The sequence below is a fragment of the Streptomyces sp. NRRL B-1140 genome (assembly GCF_001280065.1).
GTDB lineage: Bacteria > Actinomycetota > Actinomycetes > Streptomycetales > Streptomycetaceae > Streptomyces.
In genome coordinates, this window is sequence record NZ_LGEA01000099.1 from 73,533 (window position 1) to 94,873 (window position 21,341).

Genomic DNA, 21,341 nt, shown 5'->3' on the forward strand with positions numbered 1-21,341 from the left:
CGATGGCCGAATACCCGTACCTGTGCCGCTACTTGTTCGTCTACCACCTGCCGCCGGGGCCATGTTCCGGCCGGCACGCCTGTGCGGAAGCCCGGTACGTTGCCGGACAGCCCCTCAGACGGAGCTGCGGGAGTGCCGGAAGGGTCGACGGCCCGTGATCCTCGACTCGGACGCCGTAGCGCGGGTCTCAGGTGGCTGACCTGGGCAGTCGTTGAGGCTCTCCTGAGGTTCTGAGTGATTGAATCGAGTCAACATCATTCAACCTTCACAGGTCCCCCGCAGGGCATCCATGGGTTCAAACTCTCTATTTGCCCGGTTCGACCCTTCCGAATTCGGCACATGCCGGGAACGATCAAATTCGGCCAGCCCTCGAAGCATGTCTGCCTCGAATGATCACCCGCGCGTTACTGTTCGTGCCCCCTCGGACGCTCGTTCGACGAGTCGGGTCAACACCCCCAACCACCTGTGGTTCTCAAGCGAACAGTGTGCGTCTGGAGGGCAGCGACCCGCCCGGTGTACCAGAAGGACATCTCAGTGACTCATCCACATGCGCAGGGGGCACCTCCTGCACGCCGTACTCGGCTTGCGGTGCACGCCGCCTGCCTGACGGCCCTCCTCGCAGGCGGGATCACGATCCCGAGTCCGCTCTTCTCGCCCGTCGCGCAGGCCGCCGAATCGTGCCGAAGCCACGTTGCCGCATACGTGATGGAAGCGACCCCCGGTACGGGCTGGACCAACGTCGCCAAGCCGCGCCTGCTGCGGAAGTACGTCGACTGGGATCCCAAGAACGGCGATACCAACGGCACGATGCTCGACACCGGCAAGACGGCGCAAATTCCTTACGGGAGCCGAGTGTTCACCGGTGGGCAGGGCGTGATCTACGAGATCACCAATGAGGGCGTCCTGAAGTCCTACAAGGACAAGACCGACACCGGTGGCAGCTTGCTGGCCCCCGCGCGCACGTACGACGTGAACTGGACCACCCGCAAGCGGGTCTGGTCCAACGGCAGCCGCATCTTCTCCGTCCATGAAGGCGGCAAGCTTGAGGTGTTCAAGCAGAGCGATCCGGCCACCGGAGCAGGAACGGTGAGCCTCCTCGGTACGCTGCCGTCCGACAGACCGGGCGTCCTCGCGTTCAAGAACGCCGATGACGTCTGGGCGGCCGGCAATCGGATCTTCACGCTGAAGGACGGAGAGATCCGCGCCTGGGACTACCGTGAGGAGGGAACCATACCGGTCCTGCCGGACAGCGGCGTTCTCCTCGCTTCAGGTCTGACTGACGCGGTCAACGGATGGAGCCCGGGACCGGGCTCCGTCTACACCGCCACCAGCGCGAGGGACTACTCCGGCATCGTCAGAAGCTACACGGGAACCACCGCGCTGGCCTTGGCCAACGATGATGTCATGACCGGCCTGTACGGCGACGTGTTCGCCGATACCGCCTCGTGCCTGGTGGATGCGCCGGACACCAAGCCCCTTCTCGGCAGCATGCCGACCGAGACGGAGACTCCTCCACCAGCCGTTACGGATGACACCGCGGGCTCCGAGCCCGTGGACCCCGCGCAGTTCTCGGGCAAGTTCGTCCTGGGCGACGGTCGGCCGGCCGCCGGCATGACCGTTCGAGTGGAGGCCGACAACGTCACTGAGGAAAGCGCCACGGAGAGCGAGCTGACCACGCTCGGTACCGCGACCACAGCGTCGGACGGCACGTGGAAGCTCGAGCTCCCGGCCACGCTTCCTGCCTCCGTGAGCAGCGCGGCCGCTGAGAACGGCGGGGCCGTCAACGCCATGGCCAGCGTGATGGGGAAGACCTCCACCGGCGTGCCGATGCGCGGTGTGGACCATGTGACCGCAGCGCCGGCCACCGCCCCCGCCACCGCTCAGGCGCTGGCCGCAACGGCGGCGGAGGACTCCGCGAAGCCGGCACCGGTCCTCCCCCTCGTCGAGGACACCGCACCACAGCCGACCGAGCAGGAGTACACCCAGAGCTGGGGCGCGCAGCAAGAGGCCCTGGCGCAGGACACCCTCGGCGACAGCCCGCTGCCCATGTGGCAGAGCGATGTGGGCAACCCCTCCAACGCCGACCCGTACATGGTCGGTGGTGTGGACACGAAGCGGATGTCCATCGAGCCGTATGACGGCGGATGCGACAAGACCAGTGAAAAGGTCGTCGACAAGAAGACCTACTACACGACCGTCGCGGAAGGACATGCCTACTGGGACGCCAAGGCCAGCGTGGACTACGACCAGAAGCTCGCCTCCAACATGGAGGTCGCGGTGAAGACCGGTTCGAACTGGTCGATCCAGGGCTCGGTGACGCTCGGTTCCTCGATGTCCGTCACTACCGGATACACCAACCGGGGGCCGCACTTCGCCAAGCAGTGGAAGGTGCCCATCCAGTACAAGAAGATCAAGATGATCTGGAAGTGCGGTGGTGGCAACACCTTCACCCAGTACAAGATTCAGGCCGGGAAGTACCATGTCCCCGCCGGCGGCGCCACCGGCAAGTACGGCAAGGACGTGCGCAACAAGGACGGTATGACCGCCTACTACAACTCCCCGAAGTCCCATCGGGCCTACGTGGAACGCGGAGCGTACTTCCAGCTTTCCAAGAACCGGAGCATCAAATGGTCCGGGGCGGTCACTGCCTTCGGTGTCACCCTGGGCGGCTCCACGCAGTTCGACAGGGAACACAAGCAGCGCATCACCGCGGGAATGAAGACGGGGTCCCGGCACGACATCTGGGGGAAGAATGACAGGGTCTCGGGCAAGCCGGGCATTTTCTTCTCGTTCTAGCCTGCTGGTCGCGATCGCTGTCGTTGCGCTCAGTGCCTGCTCGTCCCCGACAGACTCGGTCAAGTCCGGCCGGGCACTGGCGAGCGAGGGCGCCCAGTCCAGCGGCGTCGTGGGGACCGAGCATGCCAAGGTCGGTGAGACGTGGTGGTTCGCGCTGCCCGTACCGGCCAACACCACCTCGCACCCTATCGAGATCACTGACGTGGCAGTGATCCACGTTCCCCACGGAATCAAGGTGCTGAAGTACGGCGCGTACAGCAAGGTGGACACCGAGGGCGTCCCCCTTCTGGTACGTGAAGGCGGTGACGCCCCCGACTTCGCCAGACTGACCAACCACATCGACAAGCCGGTGAAGGTAGCCCCCGGCGCCGAGAGCGACATCTTCTACCTTGCCAAACTGAAGATCACCTCTCCCCCTCGGGGAAGCGCCCGAGAGTGCCGGTTCGACTACCGGCAGGGCGACCAGGACTACACACAGACCCTCGACTGTGAAGTGGAACTGAAAACCGGCTAGGCACTGCGGGCCGGTACGGCACGCGGACAAGGGCAACGGACGCCAGGTCCTGCTTCGAACCACGAAGCAGGACCTGCGCGCGTTCACGGAGCGGCAGTTGGGGACGGGCAAGTGGTGCCGCTCGAGTCCCACACCAGGCACCAGGCCCCGGCGCAAGCCCCGTGCCCGCGGTCTGCCGCGCCGGGGTCAGCCGGTCATGAGCCGGCGGAGCAGGTCGACGAGAGGCTGAACGGGGACGGTGGGGTCGAACGCGCGCTGGACGCCGATGCCGATCCCGAGGCTGAGCAGGGTCAAGGCGGCGGTGTCCGCGGGCATGTGGGGCGTGCGGCCCAGTTCCCGCATCTGCACCCGGATGAGGTCCGCGAGGGTCTCGGTGACGGCGCGCCGTCGGTGGGCGAGTTGTTCGCAGACCTGTGCGTCGTGGCGGTTGGCGGTGGCGAACTCGACTTCCAGCGCGGTCCACGAGCTGTCACCGATGTGCTGCTCGGCCCACCGCGCGAAACCAGCGATCCGGTCCTCCAAGCGGGGCGCTTCGCCCATCGCGGCGGCGATGTAGGCCACTTGCTGCAGGGCGATGCGGTCAAGGACGGCCAGGCAGAGCTCGTTCTTGGTCGCGAAGTTGGAGTACACCGCACCCTTCGAGTAGCCGGCGGCCTCCGCTACCCGCTCGATGGAGGTCGTCGTGAAGCCGTCGCGCAGGAAGAGCTCGTGAGCGGTGTCGAGGACGTGTTCGCGGGTGCGGGCCTGGCTCTCGGCCCGGGTCAGTCTTGCCACGCCTGCACATTACCGCTAGCTTCCGGATTCCATTGATATCTGAATTCCGGGAGAATCCATGGCCTTACGGCGTGCGCTGGTGGTCGGGTGCGGCGGCACGCTCGGCTTCGCCTGGACGGTCGCCGCGCTCACCGCGGTGGAAGAGCAACTGGACTGGGACGCGCGGACCGCCGAGGTGTGCGTGGGGACGTCCGCCGGAGCGGAGGTCGTGTCCGCTCTTGGCTCCGGGCGGTCCGTGTCCGATCTGCTCGCGGCCGTCCGGGGAGAGCCCGGTGCGGACCCGGTGCTGCTCGGACATGTCCGCGCCCATCCGGGTGCGCTGCCTCCCTTCCCGTGGCCCGGGTTGCCGGGGGCCGGACTGACGGCGGCTGCCGTACGCGGCCGGGTCTCGCCGGGTGCCGGGCTGGTGGGCCTGCTACCGCGCGGCCGGGGTGATGCGGAGTGGCTGCGTCGATTCGGGGCCGCGCTGGCGAAGGACCGCCCCTGGCCGCGGTCCACACGCACGTGGCTCGTCGCGGCCGACGCGCGCTCGGGCCGGCGGGTCGCGTTCGGGGCGCCGGGAGCGCCGGACACCGACCTGGGCAGCGCGATCGCCGCGTCCTGGGCGATCCCGGGCTGGTTCCCACCGGTGCGGATCGACGGGCGGACCTACCTCGACGGCGGGGCGGTGTCCCCGACCTCGGCGGATCTCCTCGCCCCCCTCGGACTGGACGAGGTGGTGATCGTCGCGCCCATGTCCTCCTCCGGGGGCGCACCCGCCACCGGCCTGAGCCGTCTCGAACGGGTCCTGCGCCGCTGGATGACCCGGACCGTCGACGCGGAGGAGCGCCTGTTGCGGGCGGCGGGCTGCCGTGTCGTCCGGATCGAGCCCGGCGTGGAGGAACTGGCCGTGATGGGGGCCAACTTCATGGACCCGCGACGGCGTGGGGCCACCCTCGACGTCTCCCTGCGCACCGCACCCGGCCGCGTCGAGCGGGCCATCGACAGGAGCATCACGGTATGAGCACCCACTTCGAGGTCATCGTCATCGGCGCCGGCATCTCCGGGGTCGGCGCCGGGGCCAGGCTCCGCGGCGCCAGCATCCGGGACTTCCTGATCATCGAGGCGGCCGACGACTTCGGCGGCACGTGGCGGGCCAACACCTATCCCGGGTGCCAGTGCGACGTACCGTCCCGCCTGTACAGCTACTCCTTCGCACCGAACCCGGACTGGACGCGGGTGTACGCGCATCAGCCGGAGATCCTCTCGTACGTGCGGCGGGTCGCCGACACCCACCGGCTGCGCGAGCACACCCGGTTCGGGGTGCGGATGACCGGAGCGCGATGGCAGCCCGGCCCGGCCCGCTGGCTCGTCCGCACCGATGCCGGGGAGTTCACCGCCCGGTTCCTGGTCGCCGGCGCCGGCCCGTGGAACGAGCCCCTCGTCCCGGACCTCCCCGGCCTCGACGGTTTCGCCGGCGAGGTGTTCCACTCCGCGCGCTGGAACCACGGCTACGACCTGCGGGGCAAGCGGGTCGCGGTGCTCGGCACCGGCGCCTCGGCCGTGCAGTTCGTCCCGGCGATCGCCCCCGACGTCGCCCGGCTCCATCTGTTCCAGCGCACCGCGCAGTGGGTGCTGCCCAAGCTGGACCATCACATACCGAAGGCCGAACGGTGGGCCATGCGCCACCTGCCGGGCGCGCGAGCCGCGGTGGCGGGCCTGGAGTACCGGGCCATGGAGATACTCGGGCGCGGATTCCGGCGCCCCGGGCTGATGCGTGGCGTCCAGGCCGTCGCACGGGCCCATCTGCGGGCCACCGTGCGCGACGCCGCACTGCGCCGCAAGCTGACCCCCGACTACACCATCGGCTGCAAGCGCATCCTGTTCTCCAACCGCTACTACCCCGCGCTGAACCGGGCGAATGTCGCCGTGCACGCCACCGCGGTGCGCGCCGTCGAGGGCAACACGGTGCACGGCGCCGACGGCAGCGCCGCCGAGGTGGACGCGGTCATCCTCGGCACCGGCTTCCGTATTCTCGACACGCCGCTCGCCGGCCTGGTCCGCGACGGGGCCGGCCGCTCGCTCGCCGACCGCTGGCAGGGCTCCCCCGAGGCATATCTCGGCACCGTCGTGGCGGGCTTCCCCAACGCCTTCATGCTGCTCGGCCCCGGCCTGGGCACCGGGCACTCGTCGGCGTTCGCCATCCTGGAGGCACAGCTCGACCTCGTCCTGGGCGCCATCGGCGCCGCACGGGAGGGGAATTGGGCGGCGCTGGAGGTACGCGGCGACGTGCAGGCCGCGTACAACGCCCGGCTGCAGTCCGCGCTGGCCGGCACCGTGTACAACTCCGGTGGATGCAGGAGCTATTACCTCGACGCCAACGGCCGCAACAGCTTCAGCTGGCCCTGGTCCACCGGGCGGCTCCGCACCGACGTCGGTCGGTTCGATCCGGAGGACTTCACCGCGTCCCCCGTGGAAGGCCGAGCGCGGTAGGGAAGCCGTCGCCGGACACCGCGCGGGCGTGGATGGCCCGGAGCGGCCTCAGCCCTCGGTCAGTCCGGGAAGGTGCTCGGCGAGGTGCAGGGCGTGGAGCCGTGCGAACTCGTCGTGCGAACAGCGGCCGTAGGCGGGGTGGAGGGCGTGCTCAGCGGTGTGGCCGGTGAACAGGGCCACTGCCTCGGCGAGGCCGGCCGCCGCCTCGGGCACCGGCAGCGCCGGGTCCAACGGGGGCGCGCCGTCGATCTCCGCACCGAGCGGATGCTTCATCGCTCCGCGGCGCAGGAAGACCCGTTTGGCCAGCGAGCCTGCCGTCGCCCGGAACAGGGCGGGCTTGAGCACGGGATATCCGGTCACGGAGTAGCGGACGGTCTGGGCACAGTGCTGCACGGTCTGGGAGAGGTTCCAGGTGCTGCCGGGGGCCAGCAGGTCCCGCTCCGGGCGGTCGAGGTTCTGGTGGAGCCGCTCGACGAGCCGGGCGAGGTCGGGGGAGGACATGCCGCGAGCCTACTCAGGGCGGGAACCCGCCAGTCCCCCGCCCCGGCGCTTCCCCGGTCCGCCCCGCTGTGGACACGGGGCGCTGTCGGTCGGCCTGGTGTGCGGCCTCGGCGGATTCAGGCGTCCTGGGACGCGGCGAGGGACGCGGGGCGCAGGTCCGTCCAGTGGGTCTCGACATACTCCAGGCAGGCCTCGCGGGTGTTCTCCGCGAAGGCGATCGCCCATCCCCCGGGCACCTCTGCGAAGGACGGCCAGAGGGAGTGCTGGCCCTCGTCGTTCACCAGGACCAGGAAACGGCCTTCGTTGTCGTCGAAGGGGTTGGTGCTCATGCGCGCTGCCTCCTCTGAGGGCCAAGATTAGGTTAGGCTCGCCTAATTGATGGAGCTTAGCCTTTGGCCCTTCCCCCTCACAAGGAGACGTTCATGCGCGTGGCCGCGGCCGACGGGGAGGATGTGTTCGCCGGCTTCGGGGTGCCCGGGGTGCCCGGCACGGAGGCGTTCTGGGCCGGAGCGGGAGCACCGGCGGCCGTACCGGACGGTGACGGCGGCTGGACGGCCCTGTTCCTGTGGCGCGGGTCGTCGCCGGTCAGGATCGAGTTCGAGAGCTGGTCGGATCCCGTGCCCCTGCGGCGCTGGGCCGACTCGGACTGCTGGTACGCCGAGGTGCGGATGCCCGCGCGGCTGCGGGTGACGTACCGGTTCGTGACGGAAGACGCCGTGCACGCAGACCCGTTCAACCCGGCCGGTGCGGGCGGGGACCGGTCCATCGTGGCGACGCCGGACGCCCCGGAGCAGCCGCACTGGCCCGTCGTCGGTCCCGACGCGGTGCTGCCGGTGCCGCGGGCGCGGATCCGCTGGGCGAGTGAACGCCTGGGTGGGCGGCGTACGGTGCGGCTTCATCCGGCGGGGGGTGGCGGGCCGGTGGTGCTGCTGCTCGACGGGGACGACTGGTTGTATCTGCATCCGGCCGTGACCGCCTTCGACTCGGCCGTGGCGGCGGGTGAGATGCCGCCGGTCACGCTGGTCTTCCTGCCGGCCAAGGACCGGGTCGCCGAGTTCGCCTGCCGGCCCGGCCTGTGGGAGGCCGTGCGCGAGGAACTGCTGCCGCTGGTGGCGGAGTCGGACGTACCCGCCGACCTGGAGCGGCTGGTGGTCGCCGGGCAGAGTCTCGGGGGGCTGAGTGCGGTGTACGCGGCGCTGGAGTTTCCCGGGTTGGTGTCGCGGGTGGCGTGTCAGTCGGGGTCGTTCTGGTGGACGCCGGATGCCCTGCGGGCTGCCGATCCGTTGGGGGGTCCGGTGGGGGGTGCGATCGCCGAGCGGTTGCGGGCGGGGGTTGATCTGTCGGGGCTGCGGGTCGCGTTCGATGTCGGGGAGCACGAGGACCGGATGCTGCCGCATGGTGAGGTGACCGAGGGGCTGGTGGAGCGGGCCGGGGCGACCGTGCGGGTGTCCCGGTCCGCGTCGGGGCATGATCGGGCGGGGTGGCGTCATGCGTTGCTCAGGGATGTCGGCTGGGCGCTTCGCGCGTAGCGCCGTTGTCGGGTGCGGGTGGGTGGGGGCTGATCGCGCAGTTCCCCGCGCCCCTGAGGGCATCTCCCCCCCCCGGCCCCTTGACCCGCGCCCCTGAAGAGAAGGTCAGCGTGCCACTGCCGAGCAGTAGGCCTGGTCTTGTGCCAGCAGGTTGCGGTGGGTGTCCTCGGCTGTGATCGTGCCGTTGTCCAGGACCAGGACCCGGTCCGCCGCGTCCAGGAACGCCGGGCTGCTGGTGATCACGATCGTCGTGCGGCCCCGGCGCAGCTTCGCCACGTTGCGGGCGATGAGTTGTTCGGTGACCGCGTCCACCGCCGTCGTCGGATCGTGCAGGACGAGGACCTCGGTGTCGGCGGCCAGGGCGCGCGCCAGGGACAGGCGTTGGCGCTGGCCGCCGGAGAGGTTGGCGCCCCGGTCGCGGACGCCGTGGTCGAGGCCCTCGCGGTGCAGGGCGACGACGTCGGTCAGCATGGAGGCCTCCACGGCGTCGGGGACGGTCCGGCTGGTGCCCGTCGGGTCGATGTTGGTGCGGAGGGTGCCCGCGAAGATCTCCCCGTCGTACGGGTTGACCAGCAGGTGTTCACGGACCGCCTCGACGGAGAGGTCGCCCAGTTCCCGGCCGCCGATCCGTACCGTCCCCTCGTACGCGGTGGGCGGGACCCGTACCGCCAGGACGGCCGCGAGGTCGGCCGCCGCACGGGGCTGGTAGGGGGCGACGGCCACGAACTCCCCCGCCTTCACCCGGAATTTCAGGCCGGTCAGGGTGCCGTGGCGGACGGAGTCGATCTCGAGGTCGCTGCCCGGTGACGGGCGGGCGGAGCCCGGCGTCATGACCGGCGGAGCCGACAGCACCAGTGCCATGCGTTCGGCCGACGCGCGCGCGATCATCACGTACTTGGGCATCTCCGAGAACAGCTTCAGCGGCTCCATGATGAACTGCGCCAGGCCCACCGCCATGACGAGTTCGCCGATGGTGACGCGTCCCTCGAACGCCAGCCAGCCGGCCGTCAGGGTCACGGCGCCGGCGAGGACCGCGTTGAGGGCCAGTGCGGTGCCCGCGTAGGCACCGTTCACCTTGGCGACCGTGATCGACTGGTGCTTCGCCTCGGTGCTCACCTTCCGGTACGACAGGAACGCCGCGTGGTTGCCGCCGAAGCCGTGCAGCGGGCGCAGGCCGGTGATCAGGTCGGCGACCTTCGCCCCCGCCCGCGCCACCCGGGCCTGCTGTTCCTGGGTGCTGCTGCCGATCCGCTTGGACATCACGCTGAGCACGGACAGGATCGCGACGGTGCCCACGATCACCAGCAGACCGAGCCGTACGTCGGCCAGGCCCAGGGCCACCGCCGCGACCAGCACCGCGACCAGCGAGCTGATCAGCAGCGGCACCACCTCGATGATGTCGGCGGTCTGGTCGGCGTCCTCGGTGGCGATGGTCAGCACCTCGCCGGACTTGAGGTCGACGTCCCGGGCCACCGGTTGCAGACCGCAAGCGGCGACGTTCACCCGCCAGCGGTGCGCCTCGGTCGTGTTGGCCTTCTGCAGGATCCTCATGCCGAACCGCCACGACAGCGAGACGGTCGTGATGATCACGGCCAGCGCGCCGATCGACAGGGCAAGCGCCCGGAGGCTGCGGCCGTCCCGCATCGTGTGCTCGACGATCAGGCCGAGTGCGATGGGGAAGGCCGTCTCACCGGCCTGGTAGAGGCCCATGAGGAGGGTGCCCCAGGCCATGGCGCCGATGTTGCGGCGCAGGGCGGTCCGCAGGATGGCGGCCCCTCGGCGGGGCCGCTGCGTGTCAGTTGTCATCGAGGTGGCGGGCAATCGCTTCCGGGGTGCGCAGGGTGAACAGATCGCGGATGGTGATGACAGGACCGTACTCGCGGCGGAGCAGTCCGATGAGCCGTACCGCCAGCATGGAGTGTCCTCCCAGGGACACGAAGTCGCTCACCGCGCTCACCTCGTCGTCCTCCAGGTCCAGTGCCTCGGCGAAGTACTCGCACACCACGGTCTCGGTCTCGGTCCGCGGGCCCCGCTCCCCCGCCGTGGTCAGCGCGCCCAGCGGCTTGGCCTCGGGCAGCGCCTTGGTGTCGGCCTTCCCGTTCACCGTCAGCGGGATGCCGTCGACCTGGGCGTAGTGCGTGGGCCGCAGGAAGTCCGGCAGTCCGGCGCCCACCTCGGCGGCGACGGCCGCCAGGTCCGCGCCGTCCAGGACCAGGTAGGCGGCCAGCCGGTGGGCGCCGTCGACCTGCGGGTCGGGCTGGGCGACCGCGGCGACGAACCGCACGGCCGGGTGCGCGGCGAACACGGCCTCCACCTCGCCGAGTTCGACGCGATGGCCGCGGATCTTGACCTGCTGGTCGGTGCGGCCCAGGTACATCAGGTTGCCGTCCGGCCGACGGACCACCAGGTCGCCGGTGCGGTACATGCGCTCCCCTGGCTCGCCGAACGGGCAGGCGACGAAGCGGTGCGCGGTCTGCGCGGGCTGTCCGAGGTAGCCGCGCGCGATGCCGATGCCGGACACGTACAGCTCGCCGGGCACCCCGTCCGGCAGCGGCCGCAGCCAGGGGTCCAGGACGTACACGTCCGTGTTGTCGATGGCGACACCCACCACCGGGTCCTGGCAGTCGAAGGTGCCGACGCCGAGGGTGTTGATGGTGTACTCGGTGGGCCCGTACAGGTTGTATCCGACCGTGCCCTCGGTCCCGGCGAGCCGCTGCCACAGCGTCGGGGTGACGGCCTCACCGCCCAGCAGCACCAGCGCGGGCCGCCGTGCCGGGTCGTCGAGCAGGCCCTCGGCCACCAACTGCTGGGCGTAGGTCGGGGTCACGTTGACGACGTCGATCCCGTGCTCCCGGCAGTACTCCACCAGCCGGGGCGCGTCCCGCCGCAACTCCTCGTCACAAATGTGCACTTCATGGCCGTCGGCGAGCCACAGCAGCTCCTCCCACGACATGTCGAAGGCGAACGACACGGTGTGGGCGATCTTGAAGACCCGGTGACCGTGCTCGGCCAGCACCGGCTGGAAGATCCGGCGCTGATGGTTGATCAGCATGTTGGTGAGACCGGCGTACTCGGTCACCACGCCCTTGGGCTTCCCGGTGGAGCCGGAGGTGTAGATCGTGTACGCGGGGTGGCGCAGGCGGTGGGGGTCGTCCGGCGCGAACGTCACGAACGGCTCCGCCTCCGGAAGCGGCCGGTCCAGTTCGATCAGGTCGCCGGTCAGCCGGGGCGAGACGGCACTCACGGTGAGGATGACGTCGGGGTGGGCGTCGCCGACGATGGCGGCGATCCGCTCGTCCGGATGGTCCAGCTCCAGCGGCACGTACGCGGCGCCGACCCGCAGGACGGCGAACAGCGCCGCGACCCAGTCGAGGGAGCGCGGGATCGCGAGGCCCACGGTGGTCTCCGGCCCGATGCCGCGTGCGGCGAGCACGCCGGCCACGGCCCGGCTGCGGTCGCGGAGTTCGGCGAACGTCATCGTCGAGCCGTGGGCGACGAGCGCCACGCGCCGCGGGTCGCGGTCCGCCGCCCGGTCGAAACGGTCGACGACGGTGTCCGTGCCGACGTCGGTGCGTACGGCCGGCTCGGGCAGCGCGCCCGGTCCCCGCAGCGCGCCGACCGGCCCGCTCGCCCGGGGCAGGTCCTCCAGCACGCGCAGATAGTCGTCGAGGAGACGGCGGGCGTTGCCGGTGTCGCCCTCGCGGTACTCCAGCTTGACCGTGAGCCGCTCCCCGGGTGTGACGACCCAGGTGAACGGATAGTGGGTGGAGTCGTCGGCCTGCACCGAGGTGATGCCGTGCCGGGCGTTCATCTCTGCGAACGCGTCCATGTCCAGGAAGTTCTGCAGTACGAACAGGTTGTCGAACAGGGTGTCGTGGCCGCTGGCCCGCTGGATCTCGCCGAGTCCGAGGTGCTCGTGCTCCATCGCCTCGACCCGGGCGCTCTGGACGGCCGAGAGGTAGGCACGGACGGTGTCGTCCGGGCGGGCCCGGGTCCACATCGGCACGGTGTTGAGCAGCACGCCCACGATGCCGGAGAGTCCCTCTCCCTCGCGGCCGGAGACGGTCACGCCGAACACGGCGTCGGCGCGGCCTGTGTGCGCGCCGAGCAGCAGGCCGAACGCGCCGGTCAGCACCGAGTTCAGGGTGACGCCGTGCACCCGTGCCGCCTCTCGCACCAGCTCGGACCGTTCGGCCGACAGCGTGTGCACGAGGGCCTTCGGCAGGTCGTCCGAGAAGGCCGGCGCCGGTCCGGCGAGCAGGGTGGGGCCGGGGAGGGCGGCCAGCTGGTCCGCCCAGAAGCGTTCCGATGCGGCGGAGTCCCGCGCCGCGAGCGCCCGGGTGTACTCCTCGAAGCCCGGCGTGGCCGGTGCGTTGTCGAGCGGCTCGCCGGCGAGGAGGGCACGGTAGGCGTCGAACAGGTCGCGCAGGACGATCTCGCGGGACCAGCCGTCCCACAGCAGCAGGTGGTAGCTGAGGAGCAGACCGTCCCGGCCGCCGGGCAGGCGCACGACCGTCAGCCGGATCAGGGGCGGCTCGCCCGGGTCGAACCCGGTGTCGCGGTCCCGGGCGCGCAGGGCGTCGACCTCCGCGTCCGTCGCCAGGTCGACCGTACGCACCCCGACGCGCCGGCCGGCCTTGAGGACCTGCACCGGGTTGCCGTCGTCGTCGGTGGTGAAACCGGCGCCGACGACCGGGTGCCGGGCGATCACGTGCGCCATCGCCTCGGCCAGCGCGCCGGTGTCCAGGCGCCGGTCGAAGGTGAACCAGTTCTGTGCGACGTAGTGTCCGGCCGGGCCCGTCAGCTGGGCCTGGAAGAACAGGCCGCGCTGGAGCGGGGTGACCGGGGCGGTGCGCTCGGCCGTCGTCGCGGCGTCCGCGAGGTGCTGCAGGGCGCTGCGCCAGTGCTCGGTGATCTCGTCGGGAACGCCCTCGGCGAGGACGAACTCGGCGAGCAGGCTTCCGGTGGCCTCGTCGGTCCACGCGTTGACCTCGACGGCGTACGGGCTGCCCTGGTCTCCGGGCGTGAGGTGCAGCGCCTGGGACTCGCTGCCCCGGCCGAGGTAGTTGAACAGCACCTGTGGGCGGGCGGTGAGCAGGGGGGCCGTCTGCGCATTGAGGTACCTGAGCAGGCCGTAGGCGACGTGCTCGTCCTCGTCCGGCAGGCGCTCGGCGACCTCACGCGCGGCGGCGACGGGGTCGGTGTGCGGGGTGAGCCGTACGGGTGCGATGGAGGTGAACCAGCCGACGGTACGGGTGTAGTCGTGCTGTGCGCGGGCCGGGACCCTGCCGTGCCGCTCCAGGTCGATCGCGAGGTCGGTGGGCGAGGGCTGGATCCTGGTCAGCGCGATGCGCAGGGCGCCGCAGAGCAGCTCGGTGAGACCGACGCCGAGGGCGGCGGGAGCGGTGCGGGTGAGGCGGTCACTCACGTCGGCGGCGAGTACGACCGTCGTCCGACGCAAGGGGCCCGGGGTGGGCAGCGGTTCGGGGGCCTGGAGCGTGGTGACCCAGCGGTCGAGGCCGCCGACGGCCTGTGCCGACCGGAGCGTCAGGGTTTCGGCGTACTCGGCGTAGGGGGTGGTCGGCGGGGCGAGTGGCCCACCGCGCAGGGCCGCGGCCAGATCGTCCAGCAGGATCAGCCAGGAGACCGAGTCGACGGCGAGGTGGTGGACGGTGACGACGAGGGTCCTGCTCGCCTCCAGCCACGCGAACGCGACGACGTCACCCGACTCGGGATCGAGCCGTCCGGCGGCCTCGTCGGCCACGGCCGTCGCGTCGGTCGTGTCCGGGCGTACGACGGTGATCTCGTGGGCGGGGCCGGTGCGGAGGGTCCAGACGCCGTGGGCGGTTTCGAGGCGCAGCCGCAGGGCCGGGTGCGTGGCGACCACGGCGTTCGCGGCGCGTACGGCGTCGGCGTAGCCGGTGCCTTCGGGGGTCTGGAGGGACCTGGCCTGGGCGAAGCGGGTGAGGGAGCCGCCGAGTTCGCGTTGGCGGAGGATGATCGGGGTGGGGGGCAGTGGGCCGTCTTCGCGGTGGGTGGTCTCCGGAGCGTTCCGGGAGGTGTTCGTCTGCGTTCCCAGGTGTGCGGCCAGTGCGCGGGGGGTCTTGAGCAGGAAGACGTCCCTCGGGGTCAGGGGCAGGCCGTGGGCGCGGGCCCGGTTCACGACCGTGATGGCGATGATGCTGTCGCCTCCGGCGCGGAAGAAGTCGGTGTCGGCGGTCACCTCGGTGCCGGGGAGTGCCGACGTGAAGATCTCCATGAGCGTGGCGAGCGCCGAGGGCTCGCCGGCGGGTGCGTCGTGGCGTGGTGCGCAGTTCCCCGCGCCCCTGAGGGGACGTTCCGCCAAGGCCCGTCGATCGAGCTTGCCGTTGATCGTCAGCGGTAGGGCATCGATCGTCAGCACTCTGCCCGGGATCATGTGGACGGGCAGCCTGGAGGACAGACGGTCGGTCAGGTCGTCCGGCGCGCTGCCCACCACGTGCGCCACCAGGTGGTCCCCGGTGTCCGCCACCGTCACGGCCACGTCGGTCACGCCGTCGAGGTCCCTGATCGCGGACTCCACCTCACCCGGCTCGATGCGGAAGCCCTTGAGTTGCACCTGGTCGTCCGCACGGCCGGTGAAGACCAGTTCGCCGTCGAGGGTGCGGATGGCGAGGTCGCCCGTGTGGTACATGCGGGAGCCGTCGGCCGCGAACGGGTCGGCCACGAAGCGGCCCGCGGTCAGCCCGGGCCGGCCCAGGTAGCCGAGGGACACCTGGTCACCGGCGACGTAGATGGCGCCCCGGCGGCCCGGCGGCACCGGGCGGAGCCGTTCGTCGAGGAGGTGGGTGACCAGGCCGGGGATCGGGCCGCCGATGGGGCTGACGTCGTTTCCGGGGGTGAAGTCCTCGTCGGTGAGCACCCGGTGGGTGACGTGGACGGTGGTCTCGGTGATGCCGTACATGTTGACCAGCTCGGGGGCGGCCGTGCCGTGCCGCTCGACCCAGCCGCGCAGCCGCCCGAGGTCCAGTGCCTCACCGCCGAAGACGATACGGCGCAGTGCGGGCAGCGGTTCGCCGGCCAGTCGGTCGGCCTCGATGAACTGGTAGAAGGCCGAGGGGGTCTGGTTGAGGACGGTGACGCCGCGCTCGCGGACCAGCCGGTGGAAGTCGACCGGGGAGCGTGTCAGGCCGTACTCGGGCAGCAGCAGCTCCCCGCCGTGGACCAGCGCGCCCCACAACTCCCAGACCGCGAAGTCGAAGGAGAAGGAGTGGAACTGGACCCAGACGTCGTCGGGGCCGAAGCCCATGGCGGGTCGGGTGCGGGCGAGCAGGGTCACCACGCTGGAGTGCGGGACGACGACGCCCTTGGGGCGGCCGGTCGAGCCGGAGGTGTAGATCACGTAGGCGGGGGTGTGCCAGTCGGGCTCGGCGGCGGGCTCCGTGAGGGCGCCCGGGGGCTCTTCGCCCCGCACCAGCACGCGCGCGGGCGCCCCCGCCCGGGCCAGGAGCCGCGTGAAGCGGTCGCGCTGGTCGCGTTCCACCAGCACGACCTGGGGGGCCGCGTCGGCGAGGACGTACTCCAGCCGTTCGTCCGGGTAGGCCAGGTCGAGCGGAACGTACGCGCCGCCCGCGGTGACGGTCGCGACCAGGGCGACGACCTGTTCCACGGAGCGCGGTACGGCCACGGCGACCCGCTTGCCCGGGCCGACACCTGCCGCGCGCAGTACGGAGGCCAGGTCGTTCCTGGCGTCGGACAGCTCGCCGTAGGTGAGCGAGCGGGTCGCGCCGTCGAGGCCGCACTGGGTGACGGCGGTGGCCGCCGGGTCGCGGCGGGCCGCGAGGTCGAACAGTGCGCCCAGGGTGATCGGGACGATGGGGGCGGGGCGTCGTCCGGCTCCCGCCGCCAGGCCGTCGACCGGGGTGTCCGGGTGGGCGAGCAGGCCGGTCAGGGTCCGGCTGAACGTGTGCAGGATCGACCGGGCGGCCGTCTCGCGCAGCAGTTCACCGTCGTAGATGAGGTTGAAGCGTGGCCGGCCGTCGCGGGTGCGCTCGACCACGAGGGTGAGCGGGTAGTGCGGGGCGCCCTCGTTGGCGAGGCCGGTGATGGTCAGCGTGTCACCGGGGCGCCGGAGCGAGGCCACGTCGGTGGCCACGTCGAAGACGACGAGTGTGTCGAAGAGGGGGCCGGAGCCGGTCCGGCGGCCGATGCGGGCCAGGGAGACGTGCTGGTGCGGCAGGACGGCACTCTGGTGGTCGCGTACGGCGGTGAGCAGGTCGGCCGAGGTGGACTCGGGGGTCCAGCGGGCGCGTACGGGGATGGTGCTGATGAACAGGCCCACCATCTCCTCGATGCCGGGCACATCGGCGTCACGGCCGGAGACCGTGGAGCCGAAGACGACGTCCCGGCCCTGGAGGATGCCGCCCAGGGTGACGGCCCAGGCGCTGTGCACGGCGACGCTCAGCGGCACTCCGGCCTCGCGGACGGCGGCGTCGAGGTCGCCCTCGGGTTCCACGGCGGTGTCGGCGAACCGGTCGGAGGGAGTGTGGCCTTCGGCGATCAGTGAGGGGCCGGGCAGTTCCGCGAGTTCCCGACGCCAGACGCGGTCGCTCTCGTCGGCGTCGCGTCCGGCGAGCCAGTGCACGTAGTCGGCGAAGCCGCCGAGTGGATGGACGGTGCCCGGCGCGTGGTACTCGGTGAGCAGCGCGCGGAGCATGGGCGGCACCGACCAGCCGTCGGCGATGATGTGGTGCACGGTCTGCACGAGGACGCTGCGGCCGAATCCGGTGCGGATGAGCGTGTACCGCATGAGGGGGCCGGTGGCCAGGTCGAATCCGGTGCGGCGGTCCCGTTCGGCGAGGGCGTGTATCTCCTCGGCGGTGATGCCGGGACGGTCGAGCGTGGTGAAGGGGGCCCGAAGTCCGTTCTCCAGGACGGAGACCACGCGGCCGTCGGTGAGGGCCGTGAAGCGGGCGGTCAGGTTGGGGAACACGGTGAGCAGCCGGGTGGCCGCCGTCGCGAGCCGGTCGGCGTCCACGTCGCCCTCCAGGGTGAGCAGTTGCTGCTCGACGTAGGCACCCGCGGAGTCGTCGTCGAAGACGGAGTGGAAGTAGAGGCCTTCCTGGAGCGGGGTCAGCGGAAGGATATCCCTCAGTTGGGGGCCGTCCAGGGCGTCGACGTCGGCTTGGGTGAGCGGGACGAGGGGGAAGTCGCTGGGCGAGTGGCCGCCCTGGTCGAGCGCGGCGAGTCCGGTCAGGGCCGTGCGGAAGTGGTCGGCGAGTGCCGTGATGTCGGCGTCGGTGAACAGGCCGTCGGGCCAGGAGATGGTGGTGACCAGCTCGTACGCGCCGGACGCTGCCGGCTCGGCGATCGCGTTGAACTCCAGGGCGCGCGGCAGGCGCATCCGCGGGTCGCGCTTCTCGCCCAGCTGCCCGGTGGTGCCGGCGAGTTGCCAGTCGCCGGGCGCGCCGGCGGCGAAGCGGCCGAGGTAGTTGAAGAGCACCTGGGGTGCGGGGGCGTCGAACTCGCTGTGGGCGAGGTAGCGCAGGGCGCCGTAGGAGATGCCGTTGTCCGGTACCCGGGCGAGGTCCTCCTTGACCGCCTTGAGGGCGGCGGTCAGGTACGCGGGGGTGGTGAGGTCGGATGCCGGGCCGGGGTCCACGGTGACCGGGAACAGGGTGGTGAACCAGCCCACCGTCCGGGACAGATCCGGTTCGAACCCGGCCGGGCCCGCCACGAAGTGCCCTTCCCGGCCGTGGCCTTCGAGCTCGATGTGGGCGAAGGTCTGGTCCTGGCCGAGGTCGCGGCGCCACCGGGCGAGGGCGACGGCGAGGGCGGTGAGGAGGACGTCGTTGACGCCGGCGTGGAACCTCGCGGGGATCTCGCCCAGCAGCGCGGTCGTGGCCTCGGGGCCGACCGTGACGGTCCGCCGGCGTTCGCCGGCGACGGTGTCCGTCTCGGCCAGGGCGCGGCGGGCCAGCGGCTGGTCCTCGCCCGGCAGGGGGCGCCGGTAGGAGGAGCTGTCGGCGTCGAACGCGGCGCGCTCCAGCAGTTGCGTCCAGCGCCGGAACGACGTTCCCGGCGGGGGGAGTTCGACGGGCTCACCGGCTCTGAGACGCCGCCAGGCGGTGGCCAGGTCCTCCATCAGGATGCGCCAGGACACGCCGTCGACGACCACGTGGTGGGCGACGAGGACGAGGTGACGCGCCCGGGGGCGCCAGACGGCCCGGAGCATCACGCCGTTCGCCGGGTCGAGCCCGGCCGTCGCGAGGGCGATGCACTCGTCGAGCGGCCGGTCGCTGCGCTGCCAGCCGGGCTCGGCCGGCTCGGCTCCGGGGATGTCGAAGCTCCAGCGGCTGCCGCGCACGAGCTTGGCGCGGAGCATGTCGTGCCGGACGAGGAGGGCGGTGAGGATCGTGTCGAGGGCGTCGGCGGTGAGGTCCGCGGGGGTGTTCAGGACGACCGACTGGACGAAGCCGTCGACGGCGTCCGTGGTTTCGCCGAGCCACTGCACGATGGGCGAGCCGACGACGGTGCCGGTGGCCACGTCGGCGTGGTCCACGGCGGGCGCGTCCTCGCGGCTTGCGACGGCGGCCAGCGCGCCCAGGGTGGTGTGGGTGAAGATCTGCCGTGCCGTGACGTGCAGGCCCTGCTCGCGCAGTGCGCTCAGCAGGGAGACCGCCAGGATGCTGTCGCCGCCGAGCTGGAAGAAGTCCTGGTCGACGCCGACCTCTTCGAGGCGCAGCACCTGCGCGACCGCGGCACAGACCGCCCGCTCGTCGTCACTGCTGGGGCGGGTGAGTGAGCCCGTCTCGAGGACGGGCTCGGGCAGGGCGTTGCGGTCGAGCTTGCCGTTGGCGGTGAGCGGGAACTCCTCCAGCACCACGAGGTGGGCGGGCACCATGTACTCGACCATGTGCGCCGCGGCCCAGGCCTTGACCTCCTCCGCGTTCAGGTCCTCGGCGCCGGCGGCCGGTATGACGTAGCCGACGAGGTAGGTGCCGCCGGCCGTGTTCTTCTTCGCGACGACGCAGGTGTGCCGGACCCGGGGGTGTTCGGCGAGCCCGGCCTCCACGTCCTCGATCTCCAGCCGCATGCCGCGGATCTTGATCTGGTTGTCGGCGCGGCCGAGGAAGTCCAGTGATCCGTCGGGGGCGAAGCGGGCGAGGTCGCCGGTGCGGTAGAGGCGGGAGCCGTCGTTCGCGAAGGGGTTGGCGACGAAGCGGGAGGCGGTCAGGCCGGGCGCGCCCACGTAGCCGCGGCCCAGGAGGAAGCCGCCGACGTAGAGTTCACCGCCGACGCCGACCGGGACCGGGCGCAGTTCGTCGTCCAGGACGTAGAGCTGGGTGTTGGGGTTGGCCTTGCCGATGGACGTCGACAGGCGCTCCGCCGCGCCCCGGTAGATGACGTGGGAGACACCGATGGTGGTCTCGGCGGGGCCGTAGCCGTGGTACATGGGGATGTCGAGCTTGGTCCGGAAGCGCTCGTACAGCTCGGGGGTGAGGACCTCGCCGCCGCACCACACGTGCCGCAGGCTGTCCAGGCGGCCGGAGTCGCCGGCCATCTCCAGCAGTACGTCCAGCATGGACGACACCAAGTAGGTGAAGGTGACGCGTTGTTCGGCGATGACGCTCAGCAGGTGGTGCGGGTCGCGTTCGCCGCCGGGCCGCAGGACGACGAGCCGGCCGCCGGAGACCAGCGGCAGGAAGATCTCGTTGACGGAGATGTCGAAGGACAGCGGCGCCTTGAACAGTGAGGCGTCGTCGTGGCCGAAGCCGAGGATCTCGTTCACCTGCCACAGCAGGCGCTCGCTGATCGCCTCGTGCCGGATCATCGCGCCCTTGGGCCGCCCGGTGGAACCGGACGTGAAGATCACGTAGGCCAGCGCGTCACCGAGGACGGTGACGTCGGGCCCCTGCGCCGGGTACGAGCCGTACCGCCAGTCGCCCAGGTCGACGGCCAGGGCGTCCGGTTCGGCCGGATCGTGCTCGCCGGAGGCGTTGAGCTGCACGACGACCCGGGCGTCCTCGATGACGACGGCCCGGCGTGCGGCGGGCCACTGCGGATCGAGCGGTACGAAGGCGCAGCCGGCCTGGAGCACGGCGAGCAGCCCGACGACCATGTCGGCGGAGCGGGTGAGGGAGATGCCGACGACCTGTTCGCAGCCGAGGCCGCGGGCGCGCAGGTGGTGGGACAACTGGGCGGTGCGTTCCGCGACTTCACGGTAGGTCAGCGACCGGTGCTGGTCGACGAGCGCCACGGCGTCGGGTCGTGCGCTCGCCTGCTCGCGGAACATCTCCACGATGGTGGGGCGGTCCCGGTCGGCCCGGTTGTCGTTCCACTCGGCGAGGGTCCGCAGCCGGGCCGCGACGCCGGAGGGGCCGATGGTGCCCAGCGGCCGGTCCGGGAAGTCGGCCAGGTCGTCCAGCGCGAGCTGCGCGTCCTCGGGTGTGACGCCCTCGGGGACGGTGATGCCGCGGCCGTCCGGGGTGACCCCGAAACCGCCGGACGCGGTACCGCCGTTGCCGACGAAGCCGAGGACGTCGGCGAAGAGCGTGCCGGGGGTGAGGTCGATGCCCTCGGGGCTGTGGCCCGTCGCCCAGTACGACAGGCCGAGGGCGCAGGCCTCGGTGATGGTCCGGTCCGGGTAGTCGCCGATCCGCCGGCGCACATCGGCCAGGCGCGTGGGTGAAAGCGGTACGAGACGAGCACGCGGTTCCATCATCGAAGACTCAGCGTCCCTTCCAGAATGTGGAGTTAGGCTAGCCTAAATAAGG

Annotated in this window: 10 protein-coding genes; 5 read left to right on the forward strand and 5 right to left on the reverse strand. The window is 71.3% G+C overall.

Annotated elements, in window-relative coordinates; genetic code table 11:
- Positions 1–588 precede the first annotated feature (588 nt).
- Positions 589–2,796 (forward strand): hypothetical protein, encoded by a 2,208-nt coding sequence (locus ADK65_RS19210; RefSeq protein WP_159038803.1) that lies wholly within the window; start codon positions 589–591, stop codon positions 2,794–2,796.
- Positions 2,797–2,905: 109 nt separating this feature from the next.
- The gene (locus ADK65_RS19215; RefSeq protein ID WP_053671534.1) at positions 2,906–3,310 is read left to right on the forward strand and encodes a hypothetical protein; all 405 of its coding nucleotides are present in this window, start codon (positions 2,906–2,908) and stop codon (positions 3,308–3,310) included.
- A gap of 186 nt (positions 3,311–3,496) precedes the next feature.
- Here the strand turns inward: ADK65_RS19215 and ADK65_RS19220 are convergent, their stop codons facing one another.
- Complete coding sequence (locus tag ADK65_RS19220) at positions 3,497–4,084, reverse strand: TetR/AcrR family transcriptional regulator (RefSeq protein WP_053671535.1); 588 nt, start codon at positions 4,082–4,084, stop codon at positions 3,497–3,499.
- 58 nt (positions 4,085–4,142) lie between these two features.
- Between ADK65_RS19220 and ADK65_RS19225 the strand changes: the two genes are divergently transcribed.
- A complete protein-coding gene (locus ADK65_RS19225) occupies positions 4,143–5,087 on the forward strand; it encodes a patatin-like phospholipase family protein (RefSeq protein ID WP_053671536.1) in 945 nt (314 codons plus the stop codon).
- Entirely contained in the window at positions 5,084–6,556 is a 1,473-nt protein-coding gene (locus ADK65_RS19230; RefSeq protein ID WP_053671537.1) for a flavin-containing monooxygenase, read from the forward strand. The genes ADK65_RS19225 and ADK65_RS19230 overlap by 4 nt, the downstream gene beginning before the upstream one ends.
- Before the next feature lie 48 nt (positions 6,557–6,604).
- Here the strand turns inward: ADK65_RS19230 and ADK65_RS19235 are convergent, their stop codons facing one another.
- Both ADK65_RS19235 and ADK65_RS19240 read right to left on the reverse strand, forming a co-directional pair.
- The gene (locus ADK65_RS19235; RefSeq protein ID WP_053671538.1) at positions 6,605–7,057 is read right to left on the reverse strand and encodes a DUF1569 domain-containing protein; all 453 of its coding nucleotides are present in this window, start codon (positions 7,055–7,057) and stop codon (positions 6,605–6,607) included.
- A gap of 116 nt (positions 7,058–7,173) precedes the next feature.
- Positions 7,174–7,386 (reverse strand): MbtH family protein, encoded by a 213-nt coding sequence (locus tag ADK65_RS19240; RefSeq protein WP_053671539.1) that lies wholly within the window; start codon positions 7,384–7,386, stop codon positions 7,174–7,176.
- Positions 7,387–7,479: 93 nt separating this feature from the next.
- Between ADK65_RS19240 and ADK65_RS19245 the strand changes: the two genes are divergently transcribed.
- Positions 7,480–8,586, forward strand: coding sequence for an alpha/beta hydrolase-fold protein (locus tag ADK65_RS19245; protein ID WP_053671540.1), 1,107 nt, complete (start codon positions 7,480–7,482; stop codon positions 8,584–8,586).
- A 105-nt stretch (positions 8,587–8,691) separates the two neighbouring features.
- On the opposite strand, the gene ADK65_RS19250 is transcribed toward ADK65_RS19245, so the two are convergent.
- Positions 8,692–10,392 (reverse strand): ABC transporter ATP-binding protein, encoded by a 1,701-nt coding sequence (locus tag ADK65_RS19250; protein WP_053671541.1) that lies wholly within the window; start codon positions 10,390–10,392, stop codon positions 8,692–8,694.
- Positions 10,382–21,289: a non-ribosomal peptide synthetase gene (locus tag ADK65_RS19255; RefSeq protein ID WP_053671542.1), complete on the reverse strand. Its 10,908-nt coding sequence runs from the start codon at positions 21,287–21,289 to the stop codon at positions 10,382–10,384. The genes ADK65_RS19250 and ADK65_RS19255 overlap by 11 nt, the downstream gene beginning before the upstream one ends.
- Between the last annotated feature and the right edge of the window lie 52 nt (positions 21,290–21,341).

Excerpts from the sequence above, each read along its gene's own strand:
- ADK65_RS19255 (WP_053671542.1), bottom strand. The coding sequence starts at position 21,289 with ATGATGGAACCGCGTGCTCGTCTCGTACCGCTTTCACCCACGCGCCTG.
- ADK65_RS19230 (WP_053671537.1), top strand. The coding sequence starts at position 5,084 with ATGAGCACCCACTTCGAGGTCATCGTCATCGGCGCCGGCATCTCCGGG.
- ADK65_RS19240 (WP_053671539.1), bottom strand. The coding sequence starts at position 7,386 with ATGAGCACCAACCCCTTCGACGACAACGAAGGCCGTTTCCTGGTCCTG.
- ADK65_RS19245 (WP_053671540.1), top strand. The coding sequence starts at position 7,480 with ATGCGCGTGGCCGCGGCCGACGGGGAGGATGTGTTCGCCGGCTTCGGG.
- ADK65_RS19250 (WP_053671541.1), bottom strand. The coding sequence starts at position 10,392 with ATGACAACTGACACGCAGCGGCCCCGCCGAGGGGCCGCCATCCTGCGG.
- ADK65_RS19235 (WP_053671538.1), bottom strand. The coding sequence starts at position 7,057 with ATGTCCTCCCCCGACCTCGCCCGGCTCGTCGAGCGGCTCCACCAGAAC.
- ADK65_RS19225 (WP_053671536.1), top strand. The coding sequence starts at position 4,143 with ATGGCCTTACGGCGTGCGCTGGTGGTCGGGTGCGGCGGCACGCTCGGC.